A 21913-nucleotide genomic window follows, 5' to 3' on the forward strand; every position below is an offset into this window, starting at 1 on the left:
GCGTCCTTGGCTGCGTATCCGAAGCTGCTAGCCGGTGCGCTGATGCCGGTTACTAGCGGCTGCAGAGCCGCCCTGCGAGCCAGTGCCGGCCGCCCTCGGACCCGCGACGAGGCGGGACCGTTCCTCCGGCTCCGGTCAGGCCGCCTGGACGTAGGTCGAGGTAGAGAGCAGGTCCGCGAGCCGTGCGGCGCTCTGTGGGCTGATCGTCGTCGTGAACCCCGCGCATACGCGCTGGAGAGCGGCGTCCCTTGCCGAGTCCACCGTCTGACGGACGGCGCGGGCTCCTTCGGGGGCGGTGACGGGCTGGGTGACGGCGGGTTCGGTCTGGCGTTTGGGCATGGACGTCCTCAGGGCGGCGTTCGGTCGGCGGCCCACCGGTGTGTGGTGAGGGCCGACGGGTTGGCTGGGGAGGTCCATGCTCCGGAGAATCGCCGGTTAGGCTAACCGGCGATCGTCGGCTATGTTGCGCCCTTCGTCGCCTCGGTCGGCAGGGCGAATTCCACCGGCCTCGCCCCGCTACAGTGGGTTCTGCTCGATGCTGATCCGGTCCCAGTCCATGTACCGGCCGAACTTCTTTGGCTCGTCGATGACCACCCCGGAGAACAGGAACCGCAGTACCGCGTTGTGCCGCTCGTCCGTCATGTCCTCGGCGTCCCAGGCGGCCCGTGCGCCCGCGCCCGTGAGGCCGTCGAGGGAGCACCATAGGCCGGACGACGACCTTGCGTTGCGCCTTGGCGATCCGGTCGGTGATCTCCTTGCGCATCTTGCGGTACTCCGCCGTGGAGATCTCCTTCGCGGTCCACATCTGGTTCGGTTCGCCGAGCTGCCGCTGGTCGTCCTCCAACTCCTGGGTCACACTTTCCGAGAGGTTGCTACTGGCGAGCCGATCGTCGACGCGCAGCTTGCCGAGCAGTTCGACCGCGGCGTCGACGACGAAGTGCTCAAGCGTCTGGGCCCTGATCGACCGGGTGCACTTCTTCTCGTCGTTCCGGCCCCGGCGGTGGCACTGGTAGACCGGCCCGGTGCCCTTGGGCGTACCGGACATCAACGTCCCGCAGCGTCCGCACATCACCAGCCACGCAGCAGGTAGTAGCGCTGCGCGGGCTTGCTGAGCGCCTCCCGGTACACCGCCGACCGGTACTCGCGCCGCGTCCGCACCTCCGCCCACACGCCCGCGTCGATGATCGTGGGCCAGGTGCCGGGGCCGACCTCCTCGCCCTGGTGCATGCGGATTCGGGCCAAGAGGGGCGGGTTCTCACTCGGTTGCAGGTGGGCGGGCGCCCACGGCTCACCGTCGATCGTGGCGGTAGGGCGTCAGGGGTGGGGAGTCGGCCGACCGGTGGCGCGGGGCGCGCCGATGGCCGCTCGCGCTGTCCGGGGGTGTCGTCAACATAGCCACACCCCGGCCGCGCAAGTCCAGCCCAATCCCGCGCAATCTCTCACGGCAGAAAGGCTGCCGAAAAGCAGGTGGTGAAGGGCGGTCCCAAAACAGTAAGCCACGATCGCCGGTTGACGAAATAGTTGTCCCGGACGCCGAGCCAGAAGGATCACGCCGGGAATCCGTTGACGTGGCGTTGACGAGGAAGCTACAACACAACACACCACGTCAGAGCGGTCGCAGAGCCCGATCGGCATGCCGGTCCGCGACCGTTCCCGACCCCGGCAATCCGCCGCACGGCGAACCGAGCGAGCGCAATATAGACCGGGATCGCCGGTTAACCAAACCGGCGAATGGACGCTTCAATTGGAGTCATGCCCGCACGCTCATTGGAAATCGGGACCGCAGGGATACGGGCGGCCCGCATCATCGAAATCCTCCGCACCGCACGCGGCTTGTCGCAACGCCAGCTCGCCGGCCGCGTGACCGCGCTCGGCCACCCGATGTCCAACACGATGCTGTCCCGCATCGAACGCGCCCAGCGCCGATGCGACATCGACGACCTCATCGCGATCGCCGAGGCCCTCCTCGTCTCGCCCCTCGTGGTGCTGCAGGAGCCGACCGACACGTGACGAGATCCGTCAAGCACCGCTGACCGAGCACGCTCCCCACCGAGTTAGGACCCGCCCTTCTTGCACCACTCCGAGATACCCCCTGTCTTCGCACGCCGCCTTCCCAGCGCCGAGGGCCGAGTCCCCTTGCCCTGTCTCTACCGCCCCGAAGAGATCGCCGAAGCCCTCGGCTGTTCCGCCTGGTGGGTCAAGGACCGCGCCCGCCGCGGCCTCATCCCGCACACCCGAGTCGGCCGCGCCTACCGCTTCACCGCCGAACACCTCGCCGAGATCGTCCGCCTCCACGAAGAGCGCCCGAACCGATCCGTTAGCAGGGCGCCGGCCGGTCCCGCACCGACAACGCCTCCCGCTGCACGAACTCGTGCCACCCAGTCTCCTCGGCCGACCACGGCACCGACGACAGGGCGTCTGCGAGCCCGGCCGCCACGCCGTATCCAGTACGAGACCGTCGCGTAGCGGTCCCGCGCCCAGCCACAGGCCAAGAGCAGGAGAGGAAGACGGAAGTTGGGCTTCGCGGAGAAGCGCGGAAACTACTGGCGCGGCCGATACAAGACCGCGCCCGGCAAGCACAACACGGTCGTCGACGACAACGGCAAAGCGATCCGTTTCGCCACCAAGGGCGAGGCCCAGCGCGCCGCGAGCGAGGCCGAGAACAAGTACCGGCGCGGTGAGTGGCGCGACCCGGCACTCGGCCAGGAGACCTTCGGCGAGTACGCGAACCGCTGGTACGAGGCCCAGGACCTGGCCGCCTCGACCATGCAGAACTACAAGCGCCACATCGAGGAGCACCTGCTCCCCGACTTCGAGGACAAGGCGCTCGCCGGCATCCTCCGCACGGACGTCGACCTGTGGGAGAAGAAGGAGAAGGCCGTCTACGCGGCCTCCAGCGTCAAGACCTGGCGCTCGACGCTCCACCTGATCTTCGAGGACGCGATCGACGAGGGCTTGATCACGTCCAACCCGGCCGCCCGACGGCGCGGACGCGGCAAGCGCGCTGGCCGCTCCCGCGACCGCGGCCCGGAGAAGGTTGTCACCGACGCGCTCGGCATCCTGCTGACCGCCGAACGGGCCGCCCTGCTCTCGGGCCGCGACGACGAGTTCGTCGCCGTGGTCCTCAAGGGCTACACCGGCATGCGATGGGGCGAGATCGTCGGCTTGGAGGCGGAGTTCGCCCGCCCCGGCTCGATCCGCGTCGAGTGGCAGCTGTACGAACTCGACACCGGCGAGCTGGTGCGCTGCCCGCCCAAGGACGACAGCTACCGCAAGATCGACGCGATGGACTGGCTGTCGGCCCTGGTCGCCAACCACGTCGCCCGCACGAAGCCGATCCCCTGCCCGTGTCACGGCAAGACGTACGTCTTCCGCGGGCAGGGCGCGGCTCGCCCCGGCGGCCACCAGGGCGCGAAGCTCGTCGACGTCGCGCGCCGCGCCGGCGTCTCGACGGGCACGGTGTCCAACGTCCTCAACCACCCCGACCGAGTCACCGAAGCCAAACGGTTGAGGGTGGAGCAGGCCATCGCGGACCTGGGGTTCGTGCGCGGCGGCCCGGTCTCGGAGCATGCTGCCCACTGGCGCCGAAACGGCTTCGCGACGTGGCTGTTCACCCCGGCGGTCTCCGGCTGGTACCCGAAGAAGGCACCGCAACCGGCCCGCCCTGTACCGCTGCTCGGCGAGCCATGGCCAGGCGTCCCGGCCCGAGGACGCGGTGCTGGCGACCGGGCCGACGCCTGCTGGCTCCCGATCGCCAAGGGCCTCACACCCCATGGCCTTCGCCACACCCACCGGACCGTGATGGAGGACCTCGGCACCGCGAAGGTCCTTATGGACGACCGCATGGGCCACATCGACGGCTCGGTCTCGGCGCGCTACGCCCACGTCACCCCCGGCATGCGCAAGCGCCTCATGCTCGGACTGACCCAGCAGTGGGAGTCGGCGCTCGACGCCCGCCTGGCGATGAGCCCTCACTCGCCGGTGAGTGTCCTCGACACGCTATTGCGAGCGCGCCGTGAAGAGGTGGAATAGCGGGAGATGAGGATGCATACGATGCGGCGACAGGGCCTCGACCGGAACACGGTCGAGGCCCTGTCACGCGTGGGTTGCCTCCTGAGCACACCGGGTCAGGCGGCGGTGGGGCGTGGGCTGCCGTGGAAGACCTGGCTGGTGTGCCAGGAGCGGTGGGCCGCCGCGATGGGCCGGGCGCCGGGTTGGGGGCCGATGAGCGGACGGCCCGCGAGTGCTGTGACATGCTCTCGGGCAGCCTGGCTGCGGCCGATGAATTGCTGCGAGACCAGGATGCGGTGGCCGTCGCCTATGCCGAGGACGCCCTTGTCGAAGAGCTTGTGGTGCAGCGAGCACAAGCACAGCCCGTTGTCGACGTCGTCCGGGCCATCGAACGCCCACCAGCGCACGTGCGCGGCCTCCAGTCCGACGGGCGCCGTGCCGATCATGCCGTCGTAGCCGCAGAAGGCGCACTGGTACTCGTACGCGGTCAGCACCATCTCCCGCATCCGGCGGTCCCGCTGCCGCCTTCCGGGCGCTGCCAGAACGTCGGTCTCCGCCAGCTCCAGTTCTAGGCTCACCGCGTCGCACAGGTCCTGGTGCAGTGACGCTGGGAAGTGCAGATCCAGCAGCACCCTGGCCATGCGGCCCAGCAGCGACGGTTCCCGCCGGAGCGCCACCTGAAGGTCCGGGGCCAGCCGCCCAGTGGCCCGGCTGGCCCGCAGTTCCCGCACCCCGGTGCCTGGGCTGCCGACGCCGTGCTCGGTCCGCACTTCCCACACCCCGTCGCTGACCAGATGGTGGAAGGGATAGGCGGGCGTGGTCCCACGCGGCGGACCGTACTCCACCAGCAGCTGCTTCAGATCCGACTCCACTGCGCTGTACGGCAACTCGTCCGCGGCATCCGCCTGAAAACGGCCCAGCGCGTACAGCAGCAGCAACGGCTTGTGCGGCGCCCGCACCCCGTCCCGGCTCCACTGCCTCAGCTTCGCGGCACGCTCCAGCCAATCCATGACCGTGATCGTAGTGATGCTTCGCCGCACATCACGCTGTCCGGGCTGCAACTCCTCCTGCGCCTGCGGCAGGCGCACCGGCTTCGCCCATGCGCCTGCCGGCCCGCCATTCCAACGCCTGTGGTTCCTCGGTGAACTCGATCAGATGCTGTCCGGCGAACCGTTGCAGCGCATCGCGCACCTCCGCCGGGGTGGCATAGAAGAACTCCTTCCGGCTGTTGACCTGGTTGACCCGCTGCGAGGCGAACTGCCGGTGAAGTTCCGTCTCCAGGCCGACCGCGTCCTTGCTGAAGATCAACGCATGGACGTCGAAGCGGAAGGGCACGGCCGCGCCGCTCAACTCGTAGACGCGTTCCAAAGGTTCGAGCCGACGCGTCATGCCGATCTTCACCATACGATCGCCGAAGGCACCGATGTTCGAGATGACGTACACATAGCCGGCGCGGACGTTCGCTGCGCGGGACTCGACGTCCTGCAGAGCGTTCTCGATCTCGGCCAGTTTGGCCTGCATCTCCGCCACACCCGCCTCGTCGCCGCGCTCGCGCAGGCGTTCAAGCGCCGCCTGATAGTGGCCGAGTTCTTTGTTCAGCTTCTCGCGCTGCCGGTCGAGTTCCCGCTGGACAGCGGCCTCCTCGCGCTCCCGTGCGCGCACCTCGCGCTGGGCCTCCTTCTCCTCTTCCTTCTTCTGCAGGAAGTCGGCGGTGAGTTCCAACTCCCGTACGCGCGCGTTGTGGTACTCGTCGGCGATCCGGATGTGCATGGTGGCGCCCAGCTTGGCGATCGTCTCGCGGCTCTTGAAGAGCCGGTCCACCAGGGAGCTCAGCCGGTGCGGCCGCATCGACCGCACGGCGTAATCGGCTTCGGCGTTGTAGGCACGCAGCATGAGCTTCGAGAAGTCGCGGACCATCTTCTGGCCTTCGCGCTTGGAGCCGTTGACCGTCCAGTCAGTGGCCGCCTGGACGGCGCGGCCCGCACGGGCGAGCGTCTTGATCTCGTTCTGCAGTGTGTCGAGCCGGCTGCGGTAGGCGATCGCGTCGTGCAGCGCATGCCGGTAGGCATAGATCCCGGCCTCCTGCAGCATGGCGGTCTCGTCGGCGTTGACGATCCGGGCCTGCAGTTCGGCGAGCCGTCGCTCGGCGTCGAATACGTCCTTGCGGTGCCGGTCGGCCTCCTTGCGGACCCGCTCGGTCTCTTTCGCCGTCCGGCGCGCGTCGTCGAGGATCTCCTTCGCCGTCTCGCGTGCGTCTTTGAGGATCCCGTCGGCCTCCTCGGCGGCTTCGGCGGACGCCTTTTCACGCAGCGCGGCGGCCTCCGCCTCGACCTGCCGTACGAGGCCAGCGACCCGCGCGGCATCCAGCCCCTGTGTCCTTGCGATCCACGCCCGCAGCTCTTCGGCCTCGGACACGGCATCCGCACGACGCCGCCCGAACAGCCCGCCCTTCCGTTGCGATGGCACCGCCGTCGTGCTCCCGGGAGCGGCCGCGGCTGGCACCGCAGAGCCTGCGGCAGGACCGACTGCGAGAGCGCCGGTGGCGGAGTCGCCCTCAGGAACCCACAGCTGCCATCCCGTCGGCAGCGGGGGCCACGAGGGGTCGGGTCGCCAGTCCGGTGGCGGCGTCCATCCCGCGGGTGGCACAGGCCAACCCGGCGGCGGATTGAAACGGTAAGTACTCATTCCCCACCCCCTCGCCCCTGTGGCTCCCCAGCACACAGGGCGCCGGACAATTCCGGCAAACATAGAGTGACATTTTCTTGGTGATCAGCCACCCGATCACCCGCGTATTCCACTTCGTAACCGTCCTGTGGCCGTGCGTGAGGGCTTCTCTGAAGGAGGGACACGGGTTCCATGTCGAACGCGACAAAGTCGCTGCTGTGCCCCTGGCGGTCGCTGCCGGGGGCACAGCTATCTCCCGCGATGCTTCGCCGGGCGGGCGCCAGCCTGGTGAGGAGCTCGCGCCGGTAGTTATGGCAAACACCCGGTGACGGGGCCAACAGACCTGGCTCAATAGGCACATGGAGATTGGCGAGCACTGGGCATACCGCGCACGGCCGAAGGAACTGGGCGGCGCGGTTCGCCAGGTGGAGGTCGTTCGAGTGGGCGGCCCTGGCAGGTCTGGTTGGATCCACGTGCGGTTTCTCGGAGGCGACGACGCCGGTCTGCAGGAATGGGTCAGTCCCGACTCTCTCGTAGCACCGTGGGCGGATGTCGATACGTTCCGCGCGGATGACGCGGCCGAGTTGGCACTGGTCGAGGCATCCCGCCATGTCCGGGGCACCACGGAGTTCGAGGCCACGCGCATGATCCTCGGGTTCGTCCGCCCGAAGAACAGGCTGCGCCTACGCCGAACCGTGGCGGACGCGGGAGTTCTGGAGCTGAGCCGCCTCGACGAGACGGCACCACTCATCGGCATCGACGCTGCCGAACTCCGTGGCGACGCCATGGTGTACGAGAACCGCCACGGCATGTGCCTGGCCGGGTGGCAGGTCACCGAGCGCATCGCCCGCCAGGTCGCCGGCCGCCTCGCCGACGAGATCCTTCCGGAGGTCGACCGCAAGCAACAGGACATCGAGCAGGAGCGCGCCCAGCCCTCCTGGTACTCCTACAGTCGGCGGGACGAGCGCAAGTTGGACGCGGAGGCGGCCGTCCTGCGAACCGTCCGGGTGTGGTGCGGCCAAGACAAGGCCGACCGCTACGACGAGTTGGTTGCCCTACGCGCCGAGGTCATCCGGCTCGGGGAGCTGGTCGAGAAAGCGGTTAAGGCCCTACGCGACCGCGGCCACGGCGTTATCGCCTCCACCCTTGAGCGCGACCTTGGCGTCCATATCTCCAGCCTTGATCCTGATGTGCGTCGATGAGACCGCGCCATGGATCTGGCTCCGCCTTGGGTGGCGTCGGCTGAGTAGCGGGCTTCTTCTCCTTCTCCGGCCGGTGTGGGTGCCAGCCGTCGAGGAATGGCCGCAGTTGATCTCCCGTCGGGGCCGCGTGGAAGTTGAGAGAAGCCAGGCCCTCGCCGCTCAGGGTGGGGTCGAGCCGGTCGGCCTCTGCCTTGCCCCAAGCCGACCACTCCCGCAGCCGCTCGCCTTCGAGGGCGTCTTCCGATGCGGCGGCGGCTTCGTCGAGAGCGGCACAGAACGTCCGGATCTCCCCTGCGGCCTGCCACTGCTCAAGGGCCGTGCCGAAGTGCTCGGCACGCACCGCGTGAACCGCCTTGATCGAAGCGACACTGACAGCGGCCTCCCATTCCCGTCGCTCGCGTTCCTCCTGCTCCGCTTCCAGCCGCCGGCGCTCTGCCTCCTGCCGCTCTCGTTCCTCTCGCAGACGCCGCTGCTCCGCCTCACGTTCCAGCCGAGCTCGCTCCTGCTCCTCCGCGCGCGCCTTCAACGCCCGGAAGACTGAGCCGATCTGTTCCTCCAAGGGTTTTTTGGCGGTGTCGGCCCACTCCTTCTTCCAGCCGTAGCTGTGGCCGTAGCCGTAGCCCGAGTGCTGGCCAACCACCAGCTCCAGCTCGCCGCACGGCTCGAACTTGTGCGCCGGGGTGACCCGCTGCCAGTCGTACGTACGGCGGCCGGGCTGTTTGGGCACGTACCGGACCTGCTTCTGCCGCTCGCGGAAGCTGATCTCGTACGTTCTGCCGTGGACGGTGAGCAGCGGCCTCGGCTGCTTGCGCTTCTTGGATACCGCGATCTCGCCGTACCGCGCGAGAGCCTGCTCGGCGAGCAGCCGGAGCAGCGCGAGCACTCTCGGCAGTACCTCCTCGGAGATCTCGAAGGCGCTGTGGTCCGCGGTGACCGCGGTGACCACGTCCTCGACGTCGGTGATCACACGGCTGCGTGCCAGGCGGATACGGTTCCACTCGGTGTCGTCCTCACCGGTCACCCGGAGCAGGCCGAGGAAGAAATCTCCCTTCGCTCGCCCGCTGTACTTCAGGTGGTACCCCTCCGGAGCGCACTGCCGCGCCGCGTCGAAAGCTCTCCGATACCGTGCCCGTTCCGCGTCGCTGGGGTCCGGGACCCGAAGGAATCGTCCGGCTTCTTGCACCTGCGCGATCAGCGCCGCCCCCACTTCCGCTGGTGACGGGCGTGCGGGTTTCACGGCACGCTGCGGGGTCGGCTTCTTCTCTGGCGGGGGAGCGGCGTCCTGCTGAGGGCGAAGAGCAACCGGCGCCTCGGCTCCAGGGGCCGCCGAACGAGGTTTGCGTGGGACTGGCTCGGGGCGGTCGGGATGATGCCCATGCTCAAGGTAGAAGCATCCCGCGTCGGTGATCTCCGCCTGCCACCTCCCGTTCTTCCTAGGCATAGTGATCAGGCCCCGGTCCTTGAGCGCGCGGGCGGTGATGGCGAGCTCGGGGCTGTCCGACGTGACGGGGTCGGTTCCGGCCCCGATGCGGGTGAGGAGCGCGAGCTGCCGGTCGTTTAACGGAGACCAAGGGTGCATGGCGATCGTCGTACCGTCTGTGGTCACCTCGGCACAAGCCGTACAGGCTATTCGTCTTGGTGACCCACGAGTTCAAGGGGTACGAGTGCGTCAGCGGCCGGCGCCCTTAGCATGCTGGTCTGACAATCAGGCCCCAGGATCAGGTGATTTCGGTCGTTCACCCGCCGCGGCGTGAGCTGATACCCGTGTGCTTGTGCGGACCGCAGCGCACGGTCTGCGCTGTGGCTCAAGGGGTGACTCGCGCGCTGTGCTGCCGGCCTTTGGCGCAATTTCGCCGGTCGTAGCCAGACAGAGCGTCATCTGCCCTGAGGCTTTGCCAGGGCGCGGGGGCGCTCTTGAAAACAGCCCATGGGGAGGAGATCCGGGTGAACGAGGGCGAGGAGCTCATCGCGGCGGTGGAAGCGCTGCTGTCGGATCCGCGTACGGATCCGGGCATCGATGTCGAGACCGCTGAACAAGCCGCTCGCGCGGTGGGGCTCCTCGATGAGGGACTTCAGAATGGGCCCGGTGTCTTCCGGCTGATGGCCGAGGGAGGGCAGAGGGGCGCCGAAACGCTGTCATCGGACCGTCTGCAAGTCCTGTCTGAGATGGTGCAGAACGCCGATGACATGGGGGCTACCCAAGTCCGGTTCATCTGGCGCCCCGAAGAGTTGTTGATCGCCCATGATGGCAAGGGCGTACGACTGGCCGACATCCTGCTGCTCGGCCTGCCATGGCTCAGCGGGAAGACCTCCGACGCGGAGGCCACAGGGCGATTCGGCATCGGCCTGGCGACCTTGCGGGCCCTCGCGACCACTTGGGAGGTGCACTGTCACCCCTTCCACGTGCGGTTCGCCGACCTGTCCATTCGGGCGGTCGAGCCGCTGGTGGTGCCGGAGCAAGTCGCGGGGCCCGAGTGGACGGTCTTCCGAATCCCTCTTGCCCGCGACGCACTCTCCGCCCCGGAGCTCTTCGAGTGGTTCGAGACGTGGAACGACAGCTCCTTGCTCTTTCTCCGGCACGTAAGGCGGGTCGAAGCACTCAGCGACTGCCAGCGGGAGCAGGGAGCTGATGACGAGACACCACCCGTGATGCTCAGGCTGAGCTGGACGGAGATCGACCGGCGAAGGCTTCGTATCGACGGTGAGGAAGCGGATGTCCGGGTCCGTGAGGCCCGGACGACCAGTGGGGCACGGTGGCGGGTCTACGACGCTCACGTCGCACCGCACGGCACAAGTACCCGTCGGCACAAGGCGGTGGGAGCCTCCATGCCGGTCGCTGTCGCGCTGCCGGTGCACGGACCGGAACTGGGGAGTGTGCACGCTGGGCTACCGGTGGCCGAGTTGAGAGCCGCAGCTCGCGTGCACGCCCAGTTCGACCCCGTCGTCAGCCGTGAAGGATTCGCCGCCAGCCGATGGAACGAGGATCTGGTCCCGCTTGTCGCGGACCTCTGGGCCGCTTCTGCCCTCGACGTACTCAGCGTTGTCGAACCGTCGGCTTGGCACCTCATCCCGCTGCCTTCGCCCTCCGACCCGTCGTCGCCCTCCCGGCTCCAGGACAGTATCCGTGCGGCGCTGGTCGACCGTTCCCGCACGTGGTTGGCATCCCAGATCTCCCTGCCTTGCCCGGACGGGACCTCGAAGCCACTGTCGGCGCTCGCAGTCGAGGAGCCGCAGCTGTCGGGGGTGTTGGATGACGAGGACATCGCCCGGCTGGCCGGGCTGCCGAGTACGTTTCCGCGACGCGCCCGCGACGGTGCCCACCAGTGGCGCGAAGTCCTGACGGACTGGCGCTCTGCAGGCACCGCGGAACTCGCTGATGAGGTGCGGGTGCGTGACGCGCTCATCTCGCTCGACGACACGGAATACGACATCGGGCAGACCATGCGTCTCACAGCAGTCGCCATCGAGGCGGACCTCGACTTCCTGCTGTGCAGTCGGCCGTGTGTCATTGCAGTCGATGGTCAGCGTCTGCGGCTGACGGCACCCGGCGTGGCGTTCGCGGAGCCCCAGGACGCCGAACCACGCGGTACCAGCCCGCTGGACGCCCTGGGTATCGTCGTGAACCTCCATGCCAGTTACGCGGAGAACTCGCAGTGGTCCCGACGTGTCCTCGACTGGCTGCGGAAACAGGACTGTCTCGTACGGCGCGACGACACCGCAGCTGTACTGCGCCGAATCGAACGGATGGGACGCGCGGGCAGACCAGTCGGAGGTGACACGGGATGCGGAGTCGAGCAACTCGTGGCCATCCAGACGGCCTTGGGAGAAGTCTCGAAGAAGGTGCGGGAGCGACTCGGTCCCGGAATCGGACGGGCCGTCCTCCTCGACGGCTACGAGTACGACTCCGACGGCAACGAAAAGCCGTGCAAGGTGCAGCCGGTAGACGCTTACCTTCCCCAAGCGCTCCAAAGCACAGAAGGAGATCGTTTCGCCGTCGCCGCGGGAAAGACTCCTGGCATCAAGTGGGTGCATCGCTCCTATACCCGCACCCTTCTGTCCCAAGCTCAGTGCGGGCTGAGCCGTACAGCCTTCCTGCGTCTGCTGGGGGTGGCGGACGCACCCCGGCTTAAGGAGCTTCAGCCAGGCCGGGAGACCAAGGGGTACGAGGCGGACTCCCGCATCGGTCTGTCGCGCGACTGCTGGCTGTCGCCAACTGCGCGCACGAGGGAGCTGCGCCGATTGGGCGCCGACTACACGCTAGACGACCGCAGCAGCCCGGACTTGGACGCCGTGGTCCAGCACATTGTCGCCGAGCACAACCCGCAGGATCGCAGACGTCGTACGGCGGCCTTGCTGCAGACGCTTGGCAGACCCGGCATGATCACCTCCTCCGAACACGCGGACGTACAGGCGGCGGAGGCGTACCACCGATGGAACGTGCGTGGCCAGACGGCAGCCCTCTGGGTCTGGCGGATCCGGGAGACGGCCTGGTTGGAGGACAGCAGCGGCAAACTTCGCACTCCGCGGCAAGTGCATTTGTGCACGCGCGACGCGCAGGCGCTCTACGGCCAGGATGACCCTGGGTATCTGCACCCTGCGATCCAACAGACCACGTCCAATCGTATCGATGTCCTGGCAGCTCTCGGAGTGAACGGAGACCCCGACGTTCCTCAGCTGATCAATCGATTGCGGGATCTTCGGAAACGTTCCACGGGTCCCGGCTCGGTGGACGACCGTCTCAAGGCCGAGGTCTATCTCGTCTATCAGGCTCTGGCGGGGCGGCTGAGGAGTGAGGCGGCGGGAACGGCCCACAGCGAGCTGCGAAAGAAGGTGCGGGATGCCTTCAGTGGCACCGACTTCGTGCTCACCGACCAGGGATGGCAGAGGGCGCGCGACTGCTTCCGCGGTCCCACAATCCTTCGCGGCTTCCGGCCCTTCACCATCCCTGACCCTGAGTTGAACCCGCTCTGGGACGCTCTCTGGATCGAGGAGCCGAGGCCCGAGGACCTCGCTGATGTGGTAAAGGAGATAGCGCAGTCCGGCATCCAGCTCCACGCGGACCAACAGCGTGTGATGCTGGAGGCGCTGAGGTCCCTCACCAACACGGTCACGTCGGCTGATGGCCCCATCTCTCCTGGCCTGCGCTCCAAGCTGCGCTGGCTGCCGCTGCGCACCACCCTCGGCTGGACGAAGGGGCGGCCCGTCTACGCGGTAGACCACCCCGCCATCGCGCGGACGCTCGGCGAGCGTCTGCATGTTTGGCAGCCAGGCGGAGATCTGCAGCAATTCGCCGGCCTGTTGGGTGTCCTCAAGGTGCACAAACTGGAGGCTTCGGAAGCGTGTGTCGTCGCCCCGGACCGCGCACGTCCTGATCGGCAGCTGACCGAGGACTACCGGTGGGCCGTGGCCAGCCTGCAGGACATCCTCGTACGGGATGAGCCAGCTGCCGCCAAGGCTTTCACGGACTGGGCCTGGCTGATGGGGCTTGAGGTACGGGTCTTGCCGGGGCTGCGAATCCTGCTGAACCCGGGCGAGGACCAAGACATGATCGACGTCCCGGTCGACGCGCATGTCGATCGGGAAGCCAAGGCGCTCTTCGTCAGTAGCCCCGAGGCTCTGAAAACCACGCGGGGAGGAGGGGTGGCCGTCGCTTCCCTCTTTGCAGCGGAGCGCGCGCACGTCGGCCACCGTTGGCGCGATCTTTGGGAGACGGACTGGCCGGAGGACGCTCCCACCACTCCCCTCGTCCCATCTGGTCAGCAGGATCATGAGGAGCGCGAGCGTTTGGCCTCGCAGCTGCGGGAGCGGCAATTGTCGCGGCCTTCGGGCTCCACTGTGCCGGCTCAGCCGAGCGGCCCGGTGAACTCACCCACCGGAGTCCCGTCACCTCCGTCGATCCCTGCTCCTCCGTCGACGCCCACGCCGTCCGGCGTCGGACCCACACCCACCCCGCCGTCGGCTGAGCCTCGCAAGCTGGTCTCCTTGGCCGAACTACAGGCGCGTACCCCACAGGCCACCCGTATTGGTTCCTCGTCGCAGTCTCGCTCTGCGTCCTCCTCGAGAAGCCGACGTGCCGCCTCACTGCCGCAACCGCGTCAGGGCGGGGCCGCGCCCAACGAGCGTTCCGGACTGCTCGGCTATCAGGACCGGGACAAGGAGAAGACCGTCCTGGCACTGCTTGCCGAAATTCTTAGCGCGAGTGGTCGGACACTGGAAGATCAGCGAGGTCTTCAACGACTGGGGGCGGATGCCGTCGACTCAACAGGCCATTTCTACGAGATCAAGGCTCATGGCGGACCAGAGCCCGCCGACGTCTCTCTCACCAGCGCCGAACTCACGCGTGCGCTTGCAGAGGGAAGCAACTACTCGCTCGTCATCGCCTCGAACCTGGAAGAGGGCAGAGGGACTCCGACACTGCGGATCATCACCGATCCGTTGTGCTTCTTCGAGGTCGAATCCATGGCTGACGTGAAGCTGAAGGGCGTACGTGACGCGGATGCCGACGCGGCCGTGTGGCAGTGGCCGGATGCGGGGGTGTGAGAGGTCTACCCCGTGCGGCGCGCCGATGCTCGCACACGCTCGGACGGTTGTGAGGGAGGAAGAGCACGGCTTCCCACCCGCCGCGCTTGGTGTGATCGAGCGGCCTTGGCGATGGGGTGATGGGAGCCGTTTGGGAGCCGGGATATGGAGTCGGCTCCCAAACGGCTCCCAAAAAGGCCCCCGAACCACTCAGGGGCCCGACCCGCTAAGCGGATCAAGCCCCTGACCTGGTACTTCACTGTCGGGGTGGCGGGATTTGAACCCACGACCTCTTCGTCCCGAACGAAGCGCGCTGCCAAGCTGCGCTACACCCCGATGTCGCTGCTCGTCGCGGCGACGTCGTTTACTTTAGCCCACGGGTGGCCGGAGACGAAATCCGCTTTTGGGGGTGGTGGTGCGCAGACGGTCCAGCAGGATGAAGGACAGAGCCAGGGCGTAGAGCGCGAGAAGCAGGATGGCCGAGTCGGTGGGTGCGCTCGTGTTGTCGTGGTGGGTGGCGTTCAGGACGGCGTAGGGCGCCGGTGCCGGGAAGGCCACGGTCAGGACGCAGGTCGTGTAGGCCACGGGGTAGGCGAGCCAGAGGGCCGCGTGGTGGAGGCGCAGGGTGCCGGGGCGGGTGAGGAAGAGCCAGTCCAGGGCAACCGCGACCGGGGTCACGGTGTGCAGGAGCAGGGCGGCGGGGGTCGGCACCGGCTCCGGGGGCGTCAGGGCGTGGTGCAGGAGTGCCGTTGCCGTGGAGTAGAGCAGTGCCCCGCCCGTGAGGAGTGGTGGAAGTGGGCGCGCCGCCGTCCAGGCTCGGTGTGCCGACACGGTGAGGACCGCTGCGACCAGGGCGGCGCACTGGACCGTGAAGGAGCTGAACGCCTTGCCCGGCTGCCCAGGGTTGCCGCCAGGATGACGCCCGTCGCCGCGGTCAGTGCGGTGAGAGCTCGTAAGGCCGCCGTCCGTGGGCGCCGCACCAAGGGGACCACTGCCGCTGCCGGGGCGTACGAGATCGTGGTGGTGAAGGCCGCCGGGACCGGGACCGCGGGGATGTCCGGCATGTCCTTGGGCATGGGCGCGATCGTGGTCCCACGCTAAGCGGAGGGTCGAGTTCCGGCTAAGTGGGTGGGCCATTCGGCCGCGTCGGTCGGCCGCGTCGGCCGGCCGGGGGGCTGCCGCCGCCGGCCGTGGTCAGGTCGTGCAGGGCCGCGCCCTCGGGGAGGTCGTCGCCGCGCGGCGACGCCACCTCGCCTCGGCGTCCCGACTCCGTTACTACTCCTACTACTCCCGGGCCATCAGCGTCAGCAGAGTCGCCTCCGGCGGGCAGGCGAAGCGCACCGGCGTGTACTTGTTTGTTCCGCAGCCTGCCGAGACGTGCAGGTATGACGTCCGGCCCTCGGCCGTATGGGTCGAGAGACCCTTAACGCGGTCCGTGTCCAGGTCGCAGTTGGTGACGAGCGCGCCGTAGCCCGGGATGCACAGCTGGCCGCCGTGGGTGTGGCCCGCGAGGATCAGCGGGTAGCCGTCCGCCGTGAACGCGTCCAGCACGCGGAGGTACGGCGCGTGCACCACGCCCATCGAGAAGTCGGCCTCGCTGTCCGGGCCGCCCGCCACATGTGCGTACCGATCGCGCTTGATGTGCGGGTCGTCCAGGCCGGTCAGCTCGACGGTGACTCCGTCCAGCTTCAGCCTCCCGCGCGTGTTCGTGAGGTTCAGCCAGCCCGCCCCGTCGAAGGCGTCCCGCAGGTCCTCCCAGGGGTTGTGGATCGCGCCGACCGCAGGGGCGTTGCCGTTGAGGCCGTGTCGGCCCTGGGCCTTTTCGATCAGGTAGAGGGCCGGATTGCGCAGCTTCGGACCGTAGTAGTCGTTCGACCCGAAGACATACGCCCCGGGGAAGTCCATCAGCGGACCGAGGGCGTCCAGGACCTCGGGGACGCCCTCCGGGTCGGAGAGGTTGTCACCGGTGTTGATGACGAAGTCCGGGCGCAGGCCGGCCAACGAGCGCAGCCAGCGCTGCTTCTTGCGCTGGCCGCCGACCATGTGGATGTCGGAGATCTGGAGGACGCGCAGGGGGCGCATGCCCGGCGGCAGCACCGGCACGATGACCCGGCGGAGCCGGAACGACCGGGCCTCGAAGCCGGCCGCATACAACAGTCCGGCGGCGCCAACCGCCGTGATTCCCAGGGGCACTCCGTATCGCGCGCGCATGTGTCCATCGTGTCAGACCGCGAGGACGGCCGAGCGCCGTCCCCGACCGCCTGTGGAAAACCCCCACGCGTGGTGGAACGTCAGTGAGGTCCCCGGGGGACCGGAAGGGCCCCGGGGGCCGGGGGAGGGCCGGGGGACCGGAAGGGCCCCGGGGCCGGGGGACCGGGGGCCTGCCTGGGGAAGTTGGCCCCCAGAGGGCTGGCGAATGTTTGCGCCCAGAGGCTGGGAAGTTGCCCCGGGGGCCGGGGCGGGCGAGTGGGACCCGCGGTGGGTCCCGGTCCAGCCCGCGGCCAAGGGGGGAGGCAGTGCCTGGAGGCGAAGCGTGGGTATCGGGGCAGGTACGGCCTGTGACAACGCAGGAACCAGGGCAGGCTTGCGCCTTCGTGGGATTGCCACAGGCCTGTGGAAAACAAAGGGCGCCCGTGTCGTCACACCTGCGACAATCGACGCATGACCACGCTCAAGTCCAAGCTGCAGGATGACCTCACCGCCGCGATCAAGGCGCGCGACGAGCTGCGCTCCTCGACGCTCCGGCTGACCCTCTCCGCGATCACCAAGGAAGAGGTCGCGGGCAAGCAGGCGCGTGAGCTCTCCGACGACGAGGTGCAGAAGGTGATCGCCCGCGAGGCGAAGAAGCGCCGTGAGGCGGCGGAGGCCTTCGCACAGGGCGGTCGGACCGAGCAGGCCGAGCGAGAGCAGGCGGAGGGCAGGGTGCTCGCCGACTATCTGCCCAAGCAGCTGTCCGACGACGAGCTGCGCGAGATCGTGGCCCAGGCCGTCGAGGAGGCCAAGGCGGCGGGTGCCGAGGGGCCCCGTGCCATGGGTCAGGTCATGAAGATCGTGAACCCGAAGGTGGCGGGTCAGGCGGAGGGCGGCCGGGTGGCGGCCGTGGTGAAGCAGCTGCTCGCGAGCGGCTGAAGCCGACCCGTCCCAACCGGAGTCACTCCTCCGGAGCCGCAGCCGACTTCCGAGGCGGAGCCGACCCGAAGGCGGGGTCGTCTTTTCCTCAGGCGGTCGCTCCTCGGAGGCGCAGCCGATGCTCCGGGGCGGAGTCGCCGTCCCCAAGGGCTCGCCCCTCGGAGGCGGAGCCAACCTCCGGGCGGAGCCGCCTTGCCCAGGCGGGCGCTCCTCCAATGCGCGCGGCGCAGCCGGTCTCCGGGCCGGAGTCGATGCTCCGAGGCGGAGCCGACCTCCGGGGCCGAGTCGCCTTCCCCAGGCGTCGATCCTGCGGAGGCCGATCTCACCCCGGGTGGCTCGCTCCGGGTGGCTCACCCCGGGGTGGCTCAGCCCGATCGCCTTCCCCAGGCGGTCGATCCTGCGGAGGCAGAGTCGACCCATCCCAGGCGCGGCCGACCCTCCCTGGCGGACCCCAGACAGCGGTGGACGTCCTCCTTGTACGGGAGGACGTCCACCAGGATGAGGGCGCCCACGCGCGGACCCCCCAGGCGTAGGCGACTCTCCTGGGCGGACCTGATCCTCTTAGGCGGCCGACCCTCCCTGGCGGACCCGCCCCACACACACAGCCGAAGCCTCCAGGCAGGACGCCGTCCCCGAACTGGGCCATGGACGCCCCCGCCCGCCCAGCACCGTTAGGCCCAGCACGAGGCACACTCGCCCAGCACCACTCGCCTCCGCACGAGGCACCACTCGCCCAGCCCCACTCCGCCCAGCACCAGGCCCCACTCCACTCAGCCCCGTCAAAGGCCGACCAGCACCAGGCCCCACTCCGCCCATCCCCATCAAAGGCCGACCAGTGGTGCCGGCAAGAAATCAGGGGCGCCCCCCATAAGAGGAGCGCCCCTGGATCAGTCAGGCCTCACGGCCACTGACCGCCGTTCCCGTTGCCGTTGTCGCCGCCGTTGTCGCCGCCGTTGGTGGTCCCCCGGAACAGGTTCTCCGGGATCGAGATCGTCGGGACGGGGAAGTTGCCGCCATCGCCGCCGTCGCCGCCGCCGTTGTTGCCCTGCCCGTTGTTGCCGTTCTGGTCATCGTCCTCGTCACCGTCACCGCGGTCCCTGTCCTGACTCGGGTCGTCCCGAGGTATGAAGACGGTGGTGAACTGCGGCGATTCCTTGCCCTCCAGGGCGCCTGTCATCGCGTCCTTCCAGATGGGACCGGGGACCTTGCCGCCGAAGACCAGGCTGTGCCAGACACCACCGATGGTGATGTTGGTCATCTTCACCTTCTGCGTGGCGCTGCCGACCCAGACCGCACCGGAGAGGTTCGGCGTGTAGCCGACGAACCAGGCGTTCCGACGCTCGTCCGTCGTACCCGTCTTACCGGCGTTGTCGCGGTCGCTGAGGCCGGCCGCCTGACCCGTACCGGAGTCGATCACGCCGCTGAGCAGGGTGTTGATCGTGTCGGCGGTCTTCTCCGACATCGCACGCGTGCACTTGGTCTTCGGAACCGCCAGTGGCTTCTGCGAGTTGCCCACCTTCTGGGTGATCGACTCGATGGCGACCGGCGTGCAGTAGGTGCCCCGGGAGGCGAAGGCCGCGTACGCCGACGCCATCGTCAGCGGGGAGATGCCCTTCGAGCCCAGCGCGATCGCGGGCACCTCGGGCAGCTTCTTGCCGTCGCCCTGCGTCACATTCAGCTGGTCGAGAACCTTCATCACCGGGCAGAGGCCGATGTCCGAAATCATCTGCACGAAGAACGTGTTGACCGACAGGGCCATCGCCCGCTGCAGCCGGTACGGGCCGCGCTCCGACTCGTTCTCGTTCTCCACGGTGGCGCCGTCCTGGTTGACCCACTGCTTGCCGCTGCAGGTCTGGACGGGGCTCGGGTAGTCCATCTCGTACGGCGACGGGTACTCCTGCGTCGCCGGCCGGCCCTGCTCCAGGGCGGCCGCGGCCACGAACGGCTTGAACGTCGAACCGGTCGGGAAGCCGAAGTTGGAGCCGCCGAGGCTCTGGTCGACCGAGTAGTTGATCTCGGTCTCGTTCTTGCCGTAGCCGTAGGGCTTCGACTGGCCCATGCCGAGGACCTTCCCGGTGCCCGGCTCGACCAGAGTGACCGCCGTGGCGACCTTGTCGGACTTCCGCACGTGCTTCTTGATCGACGCCTGCACCGATTTCTGCGCCTTAGGGTCGAGCGTCGTCTGGATCGTCAGACCGCCCTGGTTCCAGATCTTGGCCCGGGCCTCCCTGCTCTTGCCGAAGACCGGGTCGTTCAGGAACACCTGGCGCACATAGGAGCAGAAGAAACTCGCGTCCTTGACCGCCGCGATGCAGCCGTTCTTGGGTTTACGGACCTTCAGGCCCAGCGGGGTCTGCTTGGCCTTTTCGGCCTCCGCCGCGGAGATGTCACCGACCTCGGCCATGCGCCGCAGCACCACGTTGCGCCGTTTGGTCGCCTCCTCCGGGGCGTTGACCGGGTCGTACCGGCTCGGCGACTGGACGAGGCCCGCGAGGAGTGCCGCCTGCTGGAGGTTGAGGTCCTTGGCCTTCTTGGAGAAGTAACGCTGGGACGCGGCCTCGACGCCGTAGGCCTGTTGCCCGAAGAACGTGATGTTCAGGTAGTTCTCGAGGATGCGCTTCTTGCCGAGCTCCTCCTCGACCTGGATCGCGTACTTCAGCTCCTCCACCTTGCGGCCGATGGTCTGCTGGGTGGCCTGTCTGATCTTCGTCGGGTCGTCGCCGGCCTCCTCGACGAAGACGTTCTTCACGTACTGCTGCGTCAGTGTGGAGGCACCCTGGGTGACGCCGCCGCTCTGCGCGTTCTTGTTCAGGGCGCGCAGGACGCCCTTCAGGTCGATGGCGCCGTGCTGGTAGAACCGGGAGTCCTCGATCGCGACGATCGCCTTCTGCATGTACGGCGAGATGTCCTTGAGGTCCACCACCGTCCGGTCGCGCGAGTAGACCGTGGCGATTTGGTCGCCCTTGCTGTCCAGGATCGTCGTGCGCTGGCTCAGCGGCGGACGCTTCAGATTGGCGGGGATCTCGTCGAATCCCTCGACTGACCCTTTGGCCGCGAGTCCCAGCGCACCCACGGCGGGCAGCGCGATGCCCGCCGCCACCGCCCCCGCGAGAACGCTGACACCGAGGAACTTGGCAGCCTGCTGGATGGGAGACAGACCACCGCCCGAGCGCTTCTTTGGCATGAGGGCAGCCTACGTTCTCATTCGCCGGACATACGTCTAGGCCTTGGCCTAAGCTGCTCTCAACTGTCACAGCAGAAGGCCCACGTATCAAGTACGTCCGGCGAACCCGAATCGTTCGGACGTTCTCTAATCAATTTGGTGAGTGGGTGTCCGAATTGGCCTCATGCGTCATTCGACGTCCGTTGTGACTCAGCTGAACTGCCCCGGTTTGCCGGGAAACTCATGTATGTCACCAGCTCACTCCCCCGGGTGATCTGCCGCAAACCCATAGTCCGTTCGGGCCATTCAAGATTGGGCCCGAAGGGGGTGTTGCGCTGTGCCCGCCTTCCGTAACGTCCTCAACTGGCGGCGGTGAATATGCCGCTGCCGCCGTGGGGGAGCCTCGATTCGGGAGAGGACGGCGCCGGTATGGGCTGGGTAACCGACTGGAGTGCGCAGGCGGCCTGCCGCACTACCGATCCGGATGAACTGTTCGTTCAAGGAGCAGCGCAGAACAGGGCCAAGGCGGTGTGCACCGGATGTCCGGTGCGCACGGAGTGCCTGGCCGACGCGCTGGACAACCGCGTCGAGTTCGGCGTGTGGGGTGGCATGACGGAGCGGGAGCGCCGCGCACTGTTGCGCAGGCGTCCCACAGTCACCTCATGGCGCCGGCTTCTCGAGACCGCGCGTACGGAGTACGAGCGCGGCGCGGGCTTGCTGCCCCTTGATGAGGAAGAGGTGTACGAGAACTACGCCGCGGTGGGCTGAGCCGCAGCGGCGGTACGCGCGCAGAGGCGCCAAAGGAAGACCAGCGCCTCGGTGCGCACGTACACGCTTCGGTACGGTGACATGCCTCGGTCGCACGTACACGCTTCGGCGCGCCTATCCACGCGCTCCGGTGCGTGAGGACGCCCGTGAGAACGCCTCGGCGTCGAAGTGCGCGCCGTGGGCCTCGGAGTCCAAGTGTGCGCCGTGGTGGGTCAGTAGGCGGCTCGGTGCGTGTGGTGAGCGCGGTGGTGCACGTCTCCGGTGCCTGTGATGTCTCTCGGTACGAAGACGTACGCGCACGCACCCGCGTGCCCCGTGGGCGCCCGCAAGGGCAGGACGAGCGCCGTGGGGTGTCATGGGCAAGGCCCGCCGTGCGCGCCGTCGGCACCTGGGCGTGCCTGCAAGGCATGGAGCGCGCGTGCCAGGCAGGCCGGCGTACGGCCGCGACCGCGTGCCT

General features: G+C 68.2%; 16 protein-coding genes, 1 tRNA gene and 2 pseudogenes. 8 read left to right on the forward strand and 11 right to left on the reverse strand.

The window, feature by feature from the left end:
- Window positions 1-135: 135 nt before the first annotated feature.
- From EF387_RS05360 to EF387_RS48030, 4 genes and pseudogenes are all read right to left on the reverse strand, one after another.
- On the reverse strand, window positions 136-339 hold the full coding sequence (locus EF387_RS05360; protein WP_128375312.1) for a hypothetical protein: 204 nt from the start codon (window positions 337-339) through the stop codon (window positions 136-138).
- 177 nt (window positions 340-516) lie between these two features.
- Entirely contained in the window at window positions 517-642 is a 126-nt protein-coding gene (locus EF387_RS49370; RefSeq protein WP_274388922.1) for a hypothetical protein, read from the reverse strand.
- A 340-nt stretch (window positions 643-982) separates the two neighbouring features.
- Window positions 983-1069: pseudogene (locus tag EF387_RS48025) on the reverse strand (hypothetical protein); the annotation flags it as partial.
- Window positions 1069-1242 (reverse strand): hypothetical protein, encoded by a 174-nt coding sequence (locus EF387_RS48030; RefSeq protein WP_238431349.1) that lies wholly within the window; start codon window positions 1240-1242, stop codon window positions 1069-1071. The gene EF387_RS48030 and the pseudogene EF387_RS48025, both read right to left, overlap by 1 nt.
- A 510-nt stretch (window positions 1243-1752) precedes the next feature.
- Here EF387_RS48030 and EF387_RS05370 point away from each other — a divergent pair.
- The 3 genes from EF387_RS05370 (at window position 1753) to EF387_RS05380 (ending at window position 4032) form a co-directional block, all read left to right on the forward strand.
- Entirely contained in the window at window positions 1753-2010 is a 258-nt protein-coding gene (locus tag EF387_RS05370; protein ID WP_128375313.1) for a helix-turn-helix domain-containing protein, read from the forward strand.
- Between the two features lie 75 nt (window positions 2011-2085).
- Window positions 2086-2466, forward strand: coding sequence for a helix-turn-helix domain-containing protein (locus EF387_RS05375; RefSeq protein WP_338058087.1), 381 nt, complete (start codon window positions 2086-2088; stop codon window positions 2464-2466).
- Window positions 2467-2514: 48 nt separating this feature from the next.
- On the forward strand, window positions 2515-4032 hold the full coding sequence (locus EF387_RS05380; RefSeq protein ID WP_128375315.1) for a LacI family DNA-binding transcriptional regulator: 1518 nt from the start codon (window positions 2515-2517) through the stop codon (window positions 4030-4032).
- Between the two features lie 95 nt (window positions 4033-4127).
- On the opposite strand, the gene EF387_RS05385 is transcribed toward EF387_RS05380, so the two are convergent.
- Complete coding sequence (locus tag EF387_RS05385) at window positions 4128-5021, reverse strand: phosphorothioated DNA-binding restriction endonuclease (RefSeq protein ID WP_128375316.1); 894 nt, start codon at window positions 5019-5021, stop codon at window positions 4128-4130.
- A gap of 31 nt (window positions 5022-5052) precedes the next feature.
- Entirely contained in the window at window positions 5053-6477 is a 1425-nt protein-coding gene (locus EF387_RS05390) for an SNIPE associated domain-containing protein (RefSeq protein WP_238431350.1), read from the reverse strand.
- A gap of 557 nt (window positions 6478-7034) precedes the next feature.
- On the opposite strand from EF387_RS05390, the gene EF387_RS05395 reads away from it, so the two are divergent.
- Entirely contained in the window at window positions 7035-7877 is an 843-nt protein-coding gene (locus tag EF387_RS05395) for a PE-PGRS family protein (protein WP_128375318.1), read from the forward strand.
- Here EF387_RS05395 and EF387_RS05400 read toward each other — a convergent pair.
- Entirely contained in the window at window positions 7807-9483 is a 1677-nt protein-coding gene (locus EF387_RS05400; protein ID WP_238431351.1) for a PE-PGRS family protein, read from the reverse strand. The genes EF387_RS05395 and EF387_RS05400 overlap by 71 nt on opposite strands.
- 338 nt (window positions 9484-9821) lie before the next feature.
- On the opposite strand from EF387_RS05400, the gene EF387_RS05405 reads away from it, so the two are divergent.
- Complete coding sequence (locus EF387_RS05405) at window positions 9822-14417, forward strand: ATP-binding protein (RefSeq protein WP_128375319.1); 4596 nt, start codon at window positions 9822-9824, stop codon at window positions 14415-14417.
- Window positions 14418-14658: 241 nt separating this feature from the next.
- Here the strand turns inward: EF387_RS05405 and EF387_RS05410 are convergent.
- Window positions 14659-14732, reverse strand: a tRNA-Pro gene (locus EF387_RS05410).
- Window positions 14733-14765: 33 nt separating this feature from the next.
- A pseudogene (locus EF387_RS48035) lies at window positions 14766-15266 on the reverse strand (Pr6Pr family membrane protein); the annotation flags it as partial.
- 72 nt (window positions 15267-15338) lie between these two features.
- Between EF387_RS48035 and EF387_RS48040 the strand changes: the two are divergent.
- On the forward strand, window positions 15339-15497 hold the full coding sequence (locus EF387_RS48040; protein ID WP_155589737.1) for a hypothetical protein: 159 nt from the start codon (window positions 15339-15341) through the stop codon (window positions 15495-15497).
- Between the two features lie 183 nt (window positions 15498-15680).
- Here the strand turns inward: EF387_RS48040 and EF387_RS05420 are convergent, their stop codons facing one another.
- Window positions 15681-16607 carry a metallophosphoesterase gene (locus tag EF387_RS05420; RefSeq protein WP_128375321.1) on the reverse strand — a complete coding sequence of 309 codons (927 nt, stop codon included), beginning with the start codon at window positions 16605-16607 and terminating at the stop codon, window positions 15681-15683.
- Window positions 16608-17057: 450 nt separating this feature from the next.
- Here EF387_RS05420 and EF387_RS05425 point away from each other — a divergent pair, with 450 nt between their 5' ends.
- Window positions 17058-17525 (forward strand): GatB/YqeY domain-containing protein, encoded by a 468-nt coding sequence (locus tag EF387_RS05425; protein ID WP_128375322.1) that lies wholly within the window; start codon window positions 17058-17060, stop codon window positions 17523-17525.
- A gap of 898 nt (window positions 17526-18423) precedes the next feature.
- Here EF387_RS05425 and EF387_RS05430 read toward each other — a convergent pair.
- A complete protein-coding gene (locus EF387_RS05430) occupies window positions 18424-20709 on the reverse strand; it encodes a transglycosylase domain-containing protein (protein ID WP_128375323.1) in 2286 nt (761 codons plus the stop codon).
- Between the two features lie 408 nt (window positions 20710-21117).
- Between EF387_RS05430 and wblA the strand changes: the two genes are divergently transcribed.
- On the forward strand, window positions 21118-21456 hold the full coding sequence (gene wblA / locus EF387_RS05440; protein WP_059133594.1) for a transcriptional regulator WblA: 339 nt from the start codon (window positions 21118-21120) through the stop codon (window positions 21454-21456).
- Window positions 21457-21913 lie beyond the last annotated feature (457 nt).

This window comes from Streptomyces cavernae (assembly GCF_004023625.1).
Lineage (GTDB): Bacteria > Actinomycetota > Actinomycetes > Streptomycetales > Streptomycetaceae > Streptomyces > Streptomyces cavernae.